Source organism: Streptomyces luomodiensis (genome assembly GCF_031679605.1).
GTDB lineage: Bacteria > Actinomycetota > Actinomycetes > Streptomycetales > Streptomycetaceae > Streptomyces > Streptomyces luomodiensis.
The window spans coordinates 3,488,944-3,503,366 of record NZ_CP117522.1; the positions used below are offsets into that span (position 1 = coordinate 3,488,944).

11 protein-coding genes are annotated in these 14,423 nt (G+C 71.1%); 5 read left to right on the forward strand and 6 right to left on the reverse strand.

The features are described from left to right. Positions 1–118: 118 nt before the first annotated feature. Positions 119–1,261 (reverse strand): PP2C family protein-serine/threonine phosphatase, encoded by a 1,143-nt coding sequence (locus PS467_RS15125; protein WP_268972027.1) that lies wholly within the window; start codon positions 1,259–1,261, stop codon positions 119–121. Positions 1,262–1,389: 128 nt separating this feature from the next. On the opposite strand from PS467_RS15125, the gene PS467_RS15130 reads away from it, so the two are divergent. After that, on the forward strand, positions 1,390–2,622 hold the full coding sequence (locus tag PS467_RS15130) for a GNAT family N-acetyltransferase (protein WP_311035715.1): 1,233 nt from the start codon (positions 1,390–1,392) through the stop codon (positions 2,620–2,622). Between the two features lie 239 nt (positions 2,623–2,861). Here PS467_RS15130 and PS467_RS15135 read toward each other — a convergent pair whose 3' ends face one another. Both PS467_RS15135 and PS467_RS15140 read right to left on the reverse strand, forming a co-directional pair. Then, the gene (locus PS467_RS15135) at positions 2,862–3,671 is read right to left on the reverse strand and encodes an Fpg/Nei family DNA glycosylase (protein ID WP_311035716.1); all 810 of its coding nucleotides are present in this window, start codon (positions 3,669–3,671) and stop codon (positions 2,862–2,864) included. Continuing rightward, positions 3,671–4,159 carry a ribose-5-phosphate isomerase gene (locus PS467_RS15140; protein WP_268972030.1) on the reverse strand — a complete coding sequence of 163 codons (489 nt, stop codon included), beginning with the start codon at positions 4,157–4,159 and terminating at the stop codon, positions 3,671–3,673. The genes PS467_RS15135 and PS467_RS15140 overlap by 1 nt, the downstream gene beginning before the upstream one ends. A 181-nt stretch (positions 4,160–4,340) precedes the next feature. On the opposite strand from PS467_RS15140, the gene PS467_RS15145 reads away from it, so the two are divergent. Then, positions 4,341–5,834, forward strand: coding sequence for an amino acid permease (locus PS467_RS15145; RefSeq protein WP_311035717.1), 1,494 nt, complete (start codon positions 4,341–4,343; stop codon positions 5,832–5,834). A gap of 109 nt (positions 5,835–5,943) precedes the next feature. Here PS467_RS15145 and PS467_RS15150 read toward each other — a convergent pair whose 3' ends face one another. Beyond that, on the reverse strand, positions 5,944–7,053 hold the full coding sequence (locus tag PS467_RS15150) for a pyridoxal-phosphate dependent enzyme (RefSeq protein ID WP_311035718.1): 1,110 nt from the start codon (positions 7,051–7,053) through the stop codon (positions 5,944–5,946). Positions 7,054–7,625: 572 nt separating this feature from the next. Next, a complete protein-coding gene (locus tag PS467_RS15155) occupies positions 7,626–8,219 on the reverse strand; it encodes a biotin transporter BioY (RefSeq protein ID WP_311035719.1) in 594 nt (197 codons plus the stop codon). Between the two features lie 278 nt (positions 8,220–8,497). Between PS467_RS15155 and PS467_RS15160 the strand changes: the two genes are divergently transcribed. Then, positions 8,498–9,919, forward strand: a complete 1,422-nt coding sequence (locus PS467_RS15160; protein WP_311035720.1) for an amino acid permease — start codon at positions 8,498–8,500, stop codon at positions 9,917–9,919. Between the two features lie 161 nt (positions 9,920–10,080). Beyond that, the gene (locus PS467_RS15165) at positions 10,081–10,722 is read left to right on the forward strand and encodes a superoxide dismutase (RefSeq protein ID WP_268972034.1); all 642 of its coding nucleotides are present in this window, start codon (positions 10,081–10,083) and stop codon (positions 10,720–10,722) included. 142 nt (positions 10,723–10,864) lie between these two features. On the opposite strand, the gene PS467_RS15170 is transcribed toward PS467_RS15165, so the two are convergent. Further along, positions 10,865–11,500, reverse strand: a complete 636-nt coding sequence (locus PS467_RS15170) for a mycothiol-dependent nitroreductase Rv2466c family protein (RefSeq protein WP_268972035.1) — start codon at positions 11,498–11,500, stop codon at positions 10,865–10,867. A gap of 169 nt (positions 11,501–11,669) precedes the next feature. Here PS467_RS15170 and pepN point away from each other — a divergent pair, with 169 nt between their 5' ends. Then, positions 11,670–14,315, forward strand: a complete 2,646-nt coding sequence (pepN, locus tag PS467_RS15175; RefSeq protein ID WP_311035721.1) for an aminopeptidase N — start codon at positions 11,670–11,672, stop codon at positions 14,313–14,315. The last annotated feature ends 108 nt before the right edge of the window (positions 14,316–14,423 follow it).

Consider the following 14,423-nt stretch of genomic DNA (forward strand, 5'->3'; position numbering starts at 1 on the left):
CCGTCCAGGTTTCGCCGCGCCCGCCCAGGCGGATGACTTGGGGAGCAGATGGTGCGGAGGTGTGGATCAGATGGCTTGAAACAGTCGCCGAACCGGGTTCACTGGCCGCGGATCAGGCTCACTGGCGGCAGATCAGCAACAGGGCCCGGTCGTCGTTTACGTCCTTCGCGACCGTCTCGATCAGGTGCCAGGCCGCGCCCTGGAAGCCGGAGCCGACGTAGCGGTCCGCTTCGCCGGTGAGGCGGTCGATGCCCTCGCTGATGTCCCGGTCGGCGGTCTCGACGAGGCCGTCGGTGAAGAGCATCAGGACGTCGCCGGGGCGCAGCGTGCCCTTGGTGGGGTCGAATTGGGCGCCGTCGTAGACGCCCAGCAGCGGGCCCTCGGCGGACTTCTCCTCCCACTTGCCGGTGCCCGCGCTCAGCTGGAGCGCGGGCAGATGCCCGGCGGAGAAGAGTTCGAAGTCGCCGCTGTCGAGGTCGAGGACGAGATGGATGGAGGTCGCGAAGCCCTCGTCCCAGTCCTGGCGCAGGAGATAGCCGTTGGCGGCCGGGAGGAAGCCGTGCGGGGGCAGGGAGCCGAGGAGGCCGCCGAAGGCCCCGGAGAGCAGCAGGGCGCGGGAGGCGGCGTCCATGCCCTTGCCGGAGACGTCGGTGAGGACGACTTCGAGCGTGCGGCCGCCGCCGGTGCGGGCGGCGACGACGAAGTCGCCGGAGAAGGACTGCCCGCCGGCCGGGCGCAGCGCCATCTCGCGGTGCCAGCCGCGCGGCAGACCGGGCAGCTTGCTCTGGACGCGGATGCGCTCGCGCAGGTCGAAGAGCATGGTGCCGCCGCGCCGCCAGGGCACCCCGACGCGGCTGCGGAACTGGGCGATCAGCAGGCCGAAGAAGCCGACGGCGGCGACGACCAGGATGGTGCCGGGGGTGACCCGGGAGGAGGCGTCCTCCTCGGTGTACGGGCCGAGCACGGCGGACTCCACGATCAGGGCCGTGGCGGCCGCCGCGTACAGGGCGAGCAGGCTGGCGGGGCGCAGCAGCAGCCCGCCCGCGACGATGGGCAGGACGAGGGCGGACGGCGAGCACCAGTCGGGCTGGGCGATGGTGCCGCCGGCGATGGCGGGGACGCCGAGCAGCAGTGCGGTCAGGGCGAGCCGGTCGGAGCCCTCACCGCGGAAGTAGTCGACTCCGGCTTTGCGCACGCCTGTGCGAGCCCGGTGCAGAGCTCTGCGCATCCGGGCCAACGGAGTGTCCACGCCGCCAGTCATTGCATCGGGACCCTACCCACCCGTTCGGACGCGCGTCGATTCGTGGCGCGTTGAACCACCCAGCCAGGGGGGCAATCGTAAGCGAAATTCGTTCGCGCGTGCGGGAAGCGGCTGCTAGGGATGGGAATATGAGGACTGAGCTGCGCGTGCTCGACCCATCGATTTGGGACGATTGGTACGGAAAGCTGACGCTCGCGTTCGGAGGGGTTCCCGAAGCACCCGAGGAATCCGCGCTCTGGCGGGAGTTGACCGAATGCGAGCGCTCGATCGGCGCCTGGGACGGTTCCGACATCGTCGGCACGGCGTCGCTGATCAGCTTCCGGCTGTCGGTGCCGGGCGGTGCGATCGTCCCCGCGGCCGGTGTCACGATGGTGAGCGTGCAGGCCACCCACCGTCGGCGCGGGGTGCTGCGGGCCATGATGCGGCGCCAGTTGGACGACATCCGCGCGGCGGGCGATGAGCCGCTGGCCGTCCTGACCGCGTCCGAACCGGACATCTACGGGCGGTTCGGCTACGGGGCGGCCACACAGACCGCCTACGCCGAGATCGACACCACCCAGGTGCGGCTGAGCGTCCCCGAGGGCACCGATGACGTGACGCTGCGCGCCGTGGCCCCGGAGGCCGCCGTCGAGGCGTGCGAGGCCGTCTACGCCCGGCGGGTACCCGCGCGGCCGGGCATGCTGGAGCGGCTCCGCGGCTGGGAGCGGGTGCCGCTGCTGGACCCGCCGGGCGAACGCGCGGGGGCGTCCCCGCTGCGCTGTGTGCTGGCCGAGTCGGGCGGCGAGGTGAGCGGCTATGTGCGCTTCGCGGTCAAGCCCGACTGGGATCTGGCGGGGCCCAAGGGCGCCGTCGTCCTGCGCGATCTGGAGGCCCTGGACCCGGCGTCCTACGCGGCGCTGTGGCGCTTTCTCTTCGATCTCGACCTCACCTCGGTGATCCGGACCGGACCCCGTCCGGTCGACGATCCGTGGCAGCACCTGGTCTCCGACATCCGGCGGTGCGCCGTAAGGCTGCGCGACTCGCTGTACGTCCGCCTGGTGGATGTGGGGGCGGCGCTCGCGGCGCGGACGTACCCGGCCCCGGTGGACGCCGTCCTGGAGGTCACGGACCCCTTCTGCCCGTGGAACGAGGGACGCTGGCGGCTGAGCGGCGACGCCAAGGGCGCCTCCTGCGAGCGCACGACGGACGCGCCCGATCTCCGGCTGGGCGCGCGGGAGCTGGGAGCGGCGTATCTCGGCGGCGTCCCGCTGACCGCGCTGGCGGGTGCGGGACGCGTCCAGGAGGTTCGTCAGGGCGCCCTTACGGAGGCCGCGACCGCCTTCGCCTCCCCGGTCGCTCCTTGGCTGCCGCACAACTTCTGACGGCTGCGGAACGGCCGGTAGCCGCCTAGGGCGTGTTTCGAAAGTAGCGCCGTCCGCCCGGAGGGCGGGCCCCGCGGCGTCTGGTGCGTGTGATCGCAAGGCGGAGGGTCGTCCTCGTAGTGGGCCTACTCGGACGATCCCGACAACGCAGCGAGCGCGCGTGCCAGGCGTCGTGGGGCAGGCGGGACTTTCGAAACACGCCCTAGAGGACATCGGCCGTCCCAAGGACGCCGGCCGCCTTAAGGACGCTGGCAAGCGGGGCACCAGAAGAGGTTGCGCGCGGCGAGGTCGGCGGTGCGGATCTCGCCACCGCAGACATGACACGGCTGTCCGGCACGCCGGTAGACGTAGACCTCACCGCCGTGGTCGTCCACACGCGGCGGGCGGCCCATCGCCTCGGGGGTGTGCTCGGGGCGGACGGTGTCGATCCGGTTGTTCCGCACCCCCTCGCGCATCAGCGCCACCAGATCGGCCCAGATCGCGTCCCATTCGGCACGGGTCAGCGCACGGCCGGGCCGGTACGGGTCGATGCCGTGCCGGAAGAGCACCTCGGCGCGGTAGACGTTCCCGACGCCGGCGATCACCTTCTGGTCCATGAGCAGCGCGGCCACGCTGACGCGGCTGCGGGAGATCCGGGTCCAGGCCCGCTCGCCGTCGTCCGCCGGACGCAGCGGATCGGGGCCCAGCCGGTCGTGGATCGCCTGCTTCTCCTCGTCGGTGATGAGCGCACAGGCGGTCGGGCCGCGCAGATCCGCGTAGCCCTCGGGGTTGGCCAGCCGCAGCCGGACGGTGTCGGTGGCCGGCGGGGCGGGGGCCGGACCGAAGGCGTACGTGCCGAAGAGCCCGAGGTGGACATGGACCCAGCCGGTGACGGCGAAGTCCAGGAAGAGGTGCTTGCCGTGCGCCTCGGCGTGGTGCAGGGGCCGCCCGTCGATCAGCCCGGCACCGTCGGCGAACTTCCCCTGCGGGCTGGTGGCCCGGACGGGCCGGCCGCCGAAGGTCTCGACGTGGTCGGCGGCCAGCCGGTGGATGGTGTGCCCTTCGGGCATCAGTCGCCGTGCGGGTGGTGGGCCGGGATGGACGGCAGCTCGCCGGTGGTCTCGTAGGCGGCGAGCATCTCGATGCGGCGGGTGTGCCGCTCCTCGCCCGAGTACGGGGTGTTCAGGAAGATCTCGACGAACTTGGTCGCCTCCTCCTGGGTGTGCATCCGGGCGCCGACGCTGACCACATTGGCGTTGTTGTGCTCACGGCCGAGGGCCGCGGTCTGCTCGCTCCAGGCCAGCGCCGCGCGCACCCCCTTGACCTTGTTCGCCGCGATCTGCTCACCATTGCCGGAGCCGCCGATGACGATGCCCAGGCTCTCCGGGTCGGCCGCGGTCCGCTCCGCGGCACGCAGGCAGAACGGCGGGTAGTCGTCCTGGGCGTCGTAGATGTGCGGGCCGCAGTCGACGGGCTCATGCCCGGCCGCCTTGAGCCACTCCACGAGGTGGTTCTTGAGTTCGAAACCGGCATGGTCGGAGCCGAGGTACACGCGCATGTCCCGAGTGTGTCATGGTCGTGTGCCCCCCGCCGTCCCGGGTAGGCGTCGCATAAAAATCTGTAACGCCAAGGAACCTCATGAAAACCTCAAGTAACAATCCGGATTCAAAGGTTCATCTAGCAGGCCCCCTGAGATTCACTGGCGTCGCTCGTAACCCGAGAGCAAAGGAATCGAGCACATGAGCGCACAACCTGCGACTACGCCGGAGCGGCAGCAGCCACCCGGCGCCCCTGGCTCGACCGACGACGGCCTCCAGGCGGGTCTCAAGAACCGTCATCTCTCGATGATCGCGATCGGCGGAGTGATCGGCGCCGGGCTGTTCGTCGGCTCCAGCGCGGGCATAGCGAAGGCCGGCCCCGGCATTCTCGTCTCGTACGCGCTGGTCGGCCTCATGGTCGTCTTCGTCATGCGGATGCTGGGCGAGATGTCCGCCGCCCATCCCACCTCCGGCTCCTTCTCCGCCCACGCCGACCGCGCGCTCGGCCGCTGGGCCGGTTTCTCCATCGGCTGGCTGTACTGGTTCTTCTGGGTCGTGGTGCTGGCGGTCGAGGCCACCGCCGGCGCCAAGATCCTGGAGGGCTGGTGGCCGCAGGTGCCGCAGTGGGGCTGGGCGCTGATCGTGATGGTGATCCTCACCGCGACCAACCTGGTCTCGGTCGGCTCCTACGGTGAGTTCGAGTTCTGGTTCGCCGGGATCAAGGTCGTGGCGATCGCCGCGTTCATCGTGATCGGCGGGCTCGCCGTCTTCGGGCTGCTGCCGCATTCGGACAACGAGGGCGCGGGCCTGGCCCACCTCAGCGACCACGGCGGCTTCCTGCCGAACGGGCCGGGCGCCATCCTCACCGGTGTGCTGCTGGTGGTGTTCTCGTTCATGGGCAGCGAGATCGTCACCCTCGCGGCCGGTGAGTCCGCGAACCCGCAGCGTGCGGTGACCAAGGCCACCAACAGCGTGATCTGGCGGATCGCGGTCTTCTACCTGGGCTCGATCTTCGTCGTGATCACGCTGCTGCCCTGGGACGCCAAGTCGATCGCCGACAAGGGCAGTTATGTCGCGGCGCTCGACTCGATCGGCATCCCGCACGCCGGCGACATCATGAACGTCATCGTGCTGACCGCCGTGCTCTCATGTCTGAACTCCGGCCTCTACACCGCCTCGCGCATGGCCTTCTCGCTCGGCCGCCGCGGCGACGCCCCGGCCTCCTTCGCCCGCACCAACGCCCGTGGCGTCCCGCAGGCCGCGATCCTCGGCTCGGTGGTCTTCGGCTTCCTCGCGGTCTGGTTCAACTACCAGTGGCCCGACACGGTCTTCACCTTCCTGCTGAACTCCTCGGGCGCGGTCGCGCTTTTCGTCTGGCTCGTGATCTGTTTCAGCCAGCTGCGGATGCGCGGGATGATCCTGCGCGAGAACCCCGAGAAGCTGGTCGTCCGGATGTGGCTGTTCCCGTATCTGACCTGGGCGACGATCGCGATGATCTCGTTCGTCCTGGTCTACATGCTCACCGACGACGACGGGCGCGAGCAGGTGCTCCTCTCCGCGCTGGTGGCCGTGCTCGTGGTGGCCTTCGCCCTGGTCCGGGAGCGCGTCACCGCCGGCCGCGGCCCCGCCCCGGCGGCGCCCTCCAGCCCGTCCGGCCCCACGGACCCCACCCCCAAGGAGCCGGCGGCCCCGTAAGAGCCCGTAAGAGGCCGTAAGAGCCGTAAGGCCGCCTCGCCGAGCGGTTTCCCGTGCCCCTGAGCGGCGGTCGAAGCACCGCCGCCCGGGGGCACGGCCGTGTCCGGACTCAGGCCCGGTGCGTCCGCCATTCCCCGGTGCGGGCGAACCGTTCGAGGTCGGCCTCGTACGGCGCGGGATCAAGCCCCTGGGAGCGGACCCAGCCGGGGTCCAGGTGGGTCGTCCGGTACGGATCGGCGGTGTCGCCCATGACCAGGACGACGCCGCCCCGCGTGCCCGCCTCGCGCATCCGGGCCACCAGGTGGAGGGTGCCCCACAGGGCGGTGCCGGTGGCCGGTCCGGCGGCCAGTCCGCCGGCCGGTCCGGCGGCGCTGTTGAGCCAGCGCAGGGCCGCGATGGACGCCGCGTCCGGTACCGGGACCACCAGGTCGATCACCGCCGGAAGGAAGCCCGGCTCGGTACGGGGCCGTCCGATGCCCGGTATCCGTGAGGGCATCCCCGTGGCGTAGTCGGCACAGCCGCTCGCCCACGCGGGGAAATAGGCGGAGTTCTCCGGGTCCACCGCGGCCAGCCGGGTGGAGTGACCGTGCCGCCGCAGGTGGCGTCCGACGGTCGCCGAAGTGGCGCCGGTACCGATGCCGGTGACGATCCACTCGGGGATGGGATACGGCTCATCGCTCAGCTGACCGAAGATCTCGTCGGCGATGGTCGGCTCACCGCAGCCGGCCACGGCTCGCTCCGCGTCGCCGAAGTGGTCCAGGAAATGGCCGCCGAGCCGGGCGGCCAGCTCCCTCGCCTCCTCCTGCACGGCGGCCGGGGGCCGCTCACCCGGCTGCCACCGGCCGCCCTCCCGCTCGATCCTGGCCAGAACCTCCGAGGGGGTCTTCGCCGGGACGACAGCGGTGAAGTCCAGGCCGAGCAGATTCGCGAGGCGGGCTCCGGCGACCGCGACCGCCCCGCCGGTGGCGGCGATCACCGGGGTGTCCCGCTGGATGGCGCCGTCGGCGATCGCCTGCGCGAACATGGCGCGAACCAGTCGGTGTTTCATGCTGCCGGTGGGATGCGCGGACTCGTCCTTGACGTAGACCCGGATGTCCCCGCGGGCGAAGGCGGACGGCAGCGGAAGGGGGCGCAGGGGCGTGGGCAGCGTCCGGCGGTCGTGTTCCCGTAACCGCCTGATCGCGTCGGCCGCCCACGCGTGGGGATGCTCGGTGGCCATCCCGGCACCTTATGCCTGGGTGCCGGGCCCCGGCCCCGGCCTGCCCGGGGGCCGGGTTCCAGCCCGCCCTGGCTCTGCCGGGCCCGTGGGGTCTGACTCTGCCGGGCCCGTGAGCTCTGGCCTTGCCCGGCCCTGGGGTGCGGGTGACGCAGCCTCGGCATGTCCGGGGCGCGGACGGGCTCAGCCCCGGCACGCCCCGGCGAGCGGGGTGGGCTCACCCCGACCTGTCCAGGTGCGGGGGGCAGCCCCGGCGTGCCCAAGGGCCGGGGACTCTTCCCCGACACACCCGGGTGTGCGGGGGTGGCTCGGTGCCAGCGGGCCCTGGCGAGCGGGTGGCCCAGCCCAGATATGTCCCGCCCCGGTTTGCGGGGCCCAGCCCCGGCACGCCCGGGGGCGCCGAGCGCTCAGATCCAGCATGGTCGGGAACGTGCCGAAGGGCACGCCCCCACGTGCCCCGGCAAGCGGATGACCCAGTCCAGGCACGCCCCAGTGTGCGGGGACCCAGCCCCGGTACGCCCGGGGCGCACGGGAGGGGCTCAGCCTCCGTGCGCCCGGGTGTTGCGAGGGGAGGGTCAGCCGCGGCGGCCCACCAGCTTCCAGGCGGTGGGCAGGGCGCCCATCGCCAGCGCGGCCTTCAGCGCGTCCCCGATCAGGAACGGGGTGAGTCCGGCCGCGACCGCCTGGCCGAGGGAGATGTGGGTGGCCAGCGCGAGGTACGGGACGCCCACGGCGTAGATGATCGCCGAGCCGACCGCCATGGTGCCCGCGGTGCGCAGCGCCCCGCGGTCGCCGCCGCGCCGGGCCAGCGCGCCCACCACGGTCGCGGCCAGCAGCATGCCCAGCACGTAGCCGAAGGACGGCGCGGCGACGCCGGAGCCGGCCTCGGCGAACCACGGCAGGCCCGCCATGCCGACGAGGGTGTAGAGCGCCAGCGACAGGAAGCCGCGCCGGGCGCCCAGCGAGGTGCCGACCAGCAGGGCGGCGAAGGTCTGGCCGGTCACCGGCACCGGGGAGCCGGGGACGGGCACCGCGATCTGGGCGGCGAGGCCGGTGAGTGCGGCGCCCCCGAGGACCAGGGCGGTGTCACGGGCCAGGGCGCGGCGGGCGGGGAAGACCGCGTCCGCGAGGACCGTACCGGGTATGGCGGCGGCAGAAACAGTGCTCATCAGCGATGCTCCCAGGTCGTCAGGGTGGATACCGGGACGGTAACCCAGCGCCGAGCTCTCGGACACCGTCGGATGACCACAAAGCCGGACTCATCGGCTTGGCGGCTTCGGGCAGAGATCCACGCTACGGAGCGTGACACCAATGTCCGATATCCAGAAAAGTATGACCGCAATATTGTCCTGACCGAACAAAGCCCTTCACACTGGGCTCGTTTTGCATCCGCCCGCCCTCCTGTCCTGTGGGGGGCCGCCCTCCTCACAAGGGACGAAGAAGAAGAATGAACCGGACATCCGCGTCCTCCGCGCCATCCGGCGCCGCCGAGGCGGCCGGTGCGGGCGCGACCGCCTCGCCCCCGCTCTCCCACGGCCTCAAGCAGCGCCATCTGTCGATGATCGCCCTCGGGGGTGTGATCGGCGCGGGGCTGTTCGTGGGCTCCGGTGCCGGGATCGCCGCCGCCGGTCCGTCGATCGTGGTCGCCTATGCGCTGTCCGGGCTGCTGGTGATGCTCGTGATGCGGATGCTCGGCGAGATGTCGGCGGCCAACCCGGCCTCCGGCTCGTTCTCCGTGCACGCCGAGCGGGCGATCGGGCCGTGGGCCGGGTTCACGGTGGGCTGGATGTTCTGGGCCCTGCTGTGCGTGGGCATCGCCGCGGAGGCGATCGGCGCGGCCGGGATCATGGTCCAGTGGTTCCCGGGCACCGACTCCTGGATGTGGGTCGCGCTGTTCATGGCGATGTTCTGCGGGACGAACCTCGCGGCGGTCAGCAACTTCGGCGAGTTCGAGTTCTGGTTCGCCGCGCTGAAGATCGCCGCGATCACGATCTTCCTGGTCCTGGGCGTGCTCGCGATCCTGGGCATCCTGCCGGGCACCGGCGCCCCGGGCAGCTCCCATCTCACCGGTGACGGCGGCTTCCTGCCCAACGGCGTGAACGGCATGGTCGTCGGCCTGCTGGCGTCCGTCTTCGCGTACGGCGGACTGGAGACGGTGACGATCGCGGCGGCCGAGTCCGAGAACCCGGTCAAGAGCGTCGCGGGCGCCGTGCGCACGGCGATGTGGCGCATCGCCCTCTTCTACGTCGGCTCCATGCTGGTCGTGGTCACGCTCATCCCGTGGAACGACGCGTCGGTGGTCGAGAAGGGCCCGTACGTGGCCGTGCTCAACCACCTCGACATCCCGGCGGCCGGCGACATCATGAACGTGATCGTGCTGATCGCGCTGCTCTCCGCGATGAACGCCAACATCTATGGCGCCTCCCGCATGTCCTACTCCCTGGTCAGCCGCGGCGAGGGCCCCGCCTTCCTGGGCCGGGTCAGCGGCGGTGTGCCCCGTCTCACCGTGCTCGCCTCCTCCTTCTTCGGCTTCGTCGCGGTGCTGCTCAGCTACTGGTGGCCGGACACCATCTTCAAGTGGCTGCTCAACATGGTCGGCGCCGCGGTGCTGGTGGTCTGGGGCTTCATCGCCGTCGCCCAGCTGCGGATGCGCAGCCGGCTCCAGCGCGAGGACCCGGAGAAGCTCGTGGTGAAGATGTGGCTCTTCCCGTATCTGACCTGGGTCGCGCTGGCCGCCACGGTCGGGGTGCTGGTGCTGATGCTGCGCGAGAGCGACACCCGTAGCCAGCTGTACGCCACGGCCGGGATGGCCATCGTGCTCGCGGTCGTCGGAGCCGTACGGCAGCGGATGACGGCGGCCCGTAGCTGAGCCCTCACCACCCCGCACGGAGGCGGGGCGGGTCCTCGACCGGAGGACCCGCCCCGCCTCCGTCGTTGTGCCCGGTTCCGCGGTTCCGACTGGTGGGAAACACTCTTGCTGCTAGCGTGTACTTGCAAGTCAATTGCAATAAGCGGTCCGAAGGGCTTCGCATGGCCATCTACACACTTCCTGAACTTCCGTACGACTACTCGGCGCTGGCCCCGGTCATCAGCCCCGAGATCATCGAGCTGCACCACGACAAGCACCACGCCGCGTACGTCAAGGGCGCGAACGACACGATGGAGCAGCTCGCGGAGGCGCGGGACAAGGATCAGTGGGCCTCGATCAACGGCCTCGAGAAGAACCTGGCCTTCCATCTGTCCGGCCACATCCTGCACAGCATCTACTGGCACAACATGACCGGTGACGGCGGCGGCGAGCCGCTGGAGAAGGACGGGGTCGGCGAGCTGGCCGACGCCATCGCCGAGCACTTCGGCTCCTTCGCGGGGTTCAAGGCCCAGCTGTCCAAGGCGGCGGCCACCACCCAGGGCTCGGGCTGGGGCGTCCTGGCGTACGAGCCGGTCAGCGGGCGGCTGGTGGTCGAGCAGGTCTACGACCACCAGGGGAACGTCGGGCAGGGCTCGGTGCCGATCCTGGTCTTCGACGCCTGGGAGCACGCCTTCTATCTGCAGTACAAGAACCAGAAGGTGGACTTCATCGAGGCCATGTGGAAGGTGGTCAACTGGCAGGACGTGGCGCGCCGTTACACGGCCGCCAAGGAGCGCGCCCACAACCTCCTGCTGGCTCCGTAACCCGGAGCGCCCGCCAGAGCCCCTGCTCGCGTGATCGTCTTCTCACCGGACACCGGGCAGGCGGAAAAAGGGACCCCCGCGCGGTCGACTCGCGCGGGGGTCCCGTCGTGGGCGGTGGTGGTCCTTGCCGTCGGTCGAAACCTCAGTCGAAGATCGGGCCGACCGTCCGGGTCCGCTTGATCTCGTAGAAACCGGGGATCGAGGCGACCATCAGCGTGCCGTCCCACAGCCTGGCGGCCTCCTCGCCCTTGGGGGCCGGGGTGACCACCGGGCCGAAGAAGGCGATCTGCTCGCCGTCCGCACCGGGGACGGCGATGACGGGGGTGCCCACGTCCTGGCCGACCAGGTCGATGCCCTCCTTGTGGGAGGCGCGCAGCTCGGTGTCGTAGGCGTCGGAGTCGGCGTAGTCCGCGAGCTCGGCGGGGAGACCGGCCTCCTCAAGGGCGGCCACGATGGTCTCGCGGTTCTTCTCCAGGCCCTGGTTGTGGAAGCGGGTGCCGAGGGCGGTGTAGAGGCGGCCGAGGACCTCGCTGCCGTGCTTCTGCTCGGCGGCGATGCAGACCCGGACCGGGCCCCAGGCGGTCTTCAGCAGCTCGCGGTACTCCTCGGGCAGCTCATCGAGCTTGGGCTCGTTCAGCACGGCGAGGCTCATGACGTGCCACCGCACCTCGACCGGGCGCACCTTCTCCACCTCGAGCATCCAGCGCGAGGTCATCCAGGCCCAGGGACACAGCGGATCGAACCAGAAATCAGCAGGAGTCTTGGCGGTCTCGGTCACGTTTTCTCCTCGAACGGGCGCGTAGGTATGGCATGTGAAATAAAAGGCTGACCACCTCAGCCAACGCGGGCGGGGCGGGAGCTCATTCCCCGGTGCACCTGTCAGTGCGCCGTGACATGATTCCCGCTGTCCGATATCCGAGACGAGACTTTGCCGAGGGAGCCGCTTCGTGCCCGGTGAGAACCTGACCCGTGACGAGGCCCGTGCGCGGGCGAAGCTGCTGTCCGTCGAGGCGTACGAGGTGGCGCTCGACCTGCGGTCCGCGGTCGGGGAGCACACCGGGTCCGGGCCGCGCACCTTCCGCTCCACGACGACGATCCGCTTCCGCTGCGCGGAGCCGGGCGCGGCGACCTTCGCCGATCTGGTGGCGCCCTCGGTGACCTCGGTGCGGCTGAACGGGCGGGAGCTGGACCCGGCGGCCGTCTTCGACGGCTCCCGGATCGCCCTGGACGGGCTCGCCGCCGAGAACGAGCTGGTGGTGGACGCGCGGTGCGCCTACAGCCGGACCGGCGAGGGGCTGCACCGCTTCGTGGACCCGGAGGACGGCGAGGTCTACCTCTACACCCAGTACGAGCCGGCCGACGCCCGCCGGGTCTTCGCCAACTTCGAACAGCCGGACCTCAAGGCCCCGTTCACCTTCTCGGTGACCGCCCCCGAGGGCTGGACGGTGCTCGGTAACGGGACGGCCGGCCGGGTCGAGCCGTCCGGGGCGGGCGACGCCTCGGCGACCACCCACTTCACCCCGACCCGGCCCATCTCGACGTACATCACCGCCGTGGTCGCCGGTCCGTACCACTACGAGAGCGACCTCTACCGCCGCACGCTGCCGGACGGCTCGGAGCTGGAGATCCCGCTGGGGGCCCTGTGCCGCAAGGGGCTGGCCAAGCACTTCGACGCGGCCGATATCTTCACCGTCACCAAGCAGGGCCTGGACTTCTTCCACGACCACTTCGACTATCCGTACCCGTTCGGCAAGTACGACCAGGCGTTCGTGCCGGAGTACAACATCGGCGCGATGGAGAACCCGGGGTGTGTGACCTTCCGGGAGGAGTTCGTCTTCCGCGGCAAGGTCACCCAGGCGTCCTACGAGCACCGGGCCAACGTCATCCTGCACGAGATGGCGCATATGTGGTTCGGCGACCTGGTGACCATGGAGTGGTGGGACGACCTGTGGCTCAAGGAGTCGTTCGCCGACTTCATGGGGGCCTTCGCGCTGGTCGGGGCGACCCGCTTCACCGACGGCTGGATCACCTTCGCCAACCGCCGTAAGGCATGGGCCTACCGCGCCGACCAGCTCCCGTCCACCCACCCGGTCACGGCCGACATCGGGGACCTGGAGGACGCCAAGCTCAACTTCGACGGGATCACCTACGCCAAGGGCGCGTCCGTGCTCAAGCAGCTGGTGGCGTACGTCGGGCAGGACGCCTTCCTGGAGGGTGCGCGGCGCTACTTCAAGCGGCACGCGTACGGCAACACCCGGCTGTCGGATCTGCTGTCGGTGCTCGCCGAGACCTCGGGGCGGGACATGGCCACCTGGTCGCGCGCCTGGCTGGAGACCGCGGGGGTCAACGTGCTCACCCCGCAGGCCACCTATGACGCCGAGGGACACATCACCGAGCTGGCGGTGGTCCAGGAGGCCGCGGACAGCGCTGGTTCCGATGGTGCGGCTCCGCCGCGCGGGACGCTGCGGCCGCACCGGGTGGCCGTCGGGCTGTACCGCAAGGACGCCCCGTCCGGTGAGCGCGCCGGTGCGCTGGTGCGCTACGCCCGCGCCGAGGTGGACGTCGACGGCCCCCGTACGGTCGTCACCGAGCTGACCGGGGCCGCCCGGCCCGATCTGATCCTGGTCAACGACGAGGACCTCACCTACTGCAAGGTCCGCTTCGACGTGGATTCGCTGGACACCCTGCGCGAGCACCTGGGCGAGCTGACCGATCCACTCGCCCGCGCGCTGAGCTGGTCCGCGCTGTGGAACCTCACCCGCGACGCGCTGCTGCCCGCCCGGGACTACCTGGAGCTGGTGCGGCGGTTCGCCGGGGCCGAGAGCGACATCGGGGTGCTCCAGATGGTCCAGGCGTGGGCGCTGTCCGCCCTGCACTACTACTCGGCGCCGGACGCCCGGGAGGAGGCCGGCGCCCGGCTGGCCGAGGCCGCGCTGCGCGAGCTGCGGCTGGCCGAGCCGGGCAGCGGCCATCAGCTGGCCTGGGCGCGGTTCTTCGCCCAGGTCGCCGCCGCCGACTCCGAGGTGCGGCTGCTGCGCGGGCTGCTGGACGGCACGGCGCGGATCGACGGCCTGGATGTGGACCAGGAGCTGCGCTGGACGTTCCTGGCCGCGCTGGCCGCGAGCGGCCAGGCCGACGAGGCGCTGATCGCCGCCGAGCTGGCCCGCGACGACACCGCGTCCGGCAAGCGCCACCAGGTGCGGTGTCTGGCCGCCCGGCCCTCCGCCGCGGTCAAGGCCGAGGCGTGGGAGGCGGTGGTGGAGTCCGACCGGCTCTCCAACGCCCTGGTGGAGGCCACCATCTCCGGTTTCGACCAGCCGGGCCAGCGGGAGCTGCTGGCGCCGTACGCACCGCGCTACTTCGAGATGATCGAGCGGATCTGGCAGGAGCGGTCGATCGAGATCGGAATGGCGATCGTGCGCGGGCTGTTCCCTGCCGCCCTGGGCGACGCCGACACCCTGGAGGCCGCCGACGCCTGGCTGAGCGGCCACCCGGACGCGGCGCCCGCGCTGCGCCGGCTGGTCCTGGAGGCACGCGACGACCTCGCCCGCGCCCTGCGCGGCCAGGAGTGCGACGCGCGGGCGGCCCGCTGACGGCACCGTCAGGCGTGCGCCGAGCCTGTGGCGGCTCGGCGCGCGGGGTGCCTTTTCGGCATTCGAACTGCCGTCCTTTAGTGCGGTGTTGTCCGCTTTTGTCGACGA

Excerpts from the sequence above, each read along its gene's own strand:
- PS467_RS15150 (WP_311035718.1), bottom strand. The coding sequence starts at position 7,053 with ATGGCCACCGAGCATCCCCACGCGTGGGCGGCCGACGCGATCAGGCGG.
- PS467_RS15145 (WP_311035717.1), top strand. The coding sequence starts at position 4,341 with ATGAGCGCACAACCTGCGACTACGCCGGAGCGGCAGCAGCCACCCGGC.
- PS467_RS15140 (WP_268972030.1), bottom strand. The coding sequence starts at position 4,159 with ATGCGCGTGTACCTCGGCTCCGACCATGCCGGTTTCGAACTCAAGAAC.
- PS467_RS15125 (WP_268972027.1), bottom strand. The coding sequence starts at position 1,261 with ATGACTGGCGGCGTGGACACTCCGTTGGCCCGGATGCGCAGAGCTCTG.
- PS467_RS15155 (WP_311035719.1), bottom strand. The coding sequence starts at position 8,219 with ATGAGCACTGTTTCTGCCGCCGCCATACCCGGTACGGTCCTCGCGGAC.
- PS467_RS15165 (WP_268972034.1), top strand. The coding sequence starts at position 10,081 with ATGGCCATCTACACACTTCCTGAACTTCCGTACGACTACTCGGCGCTG.
- PS467_RS15130 (WP_311035715.1), top strand. The coding sequence starts at position 1,390 with ATGAGGACTGAGCTGCGCGTGCTCGACCCATCGATTTGGGACGATTGG.
- PS467_RS15135 (WP_311035716.1), bottom strand. The coding sequence starts at position 3,671 with ATGCCCGAAGGGCACACCATCCACCGGCTGGCCGCCGACCACGTCGAG.
- PS467_RS15160 (WP_311035720.1), top strand. The coding sequence starts at position 8,498 with ATGAACCGGACATCCGCGTCCTCCGCGCCATCCGGCGCCGCCGAGGCG.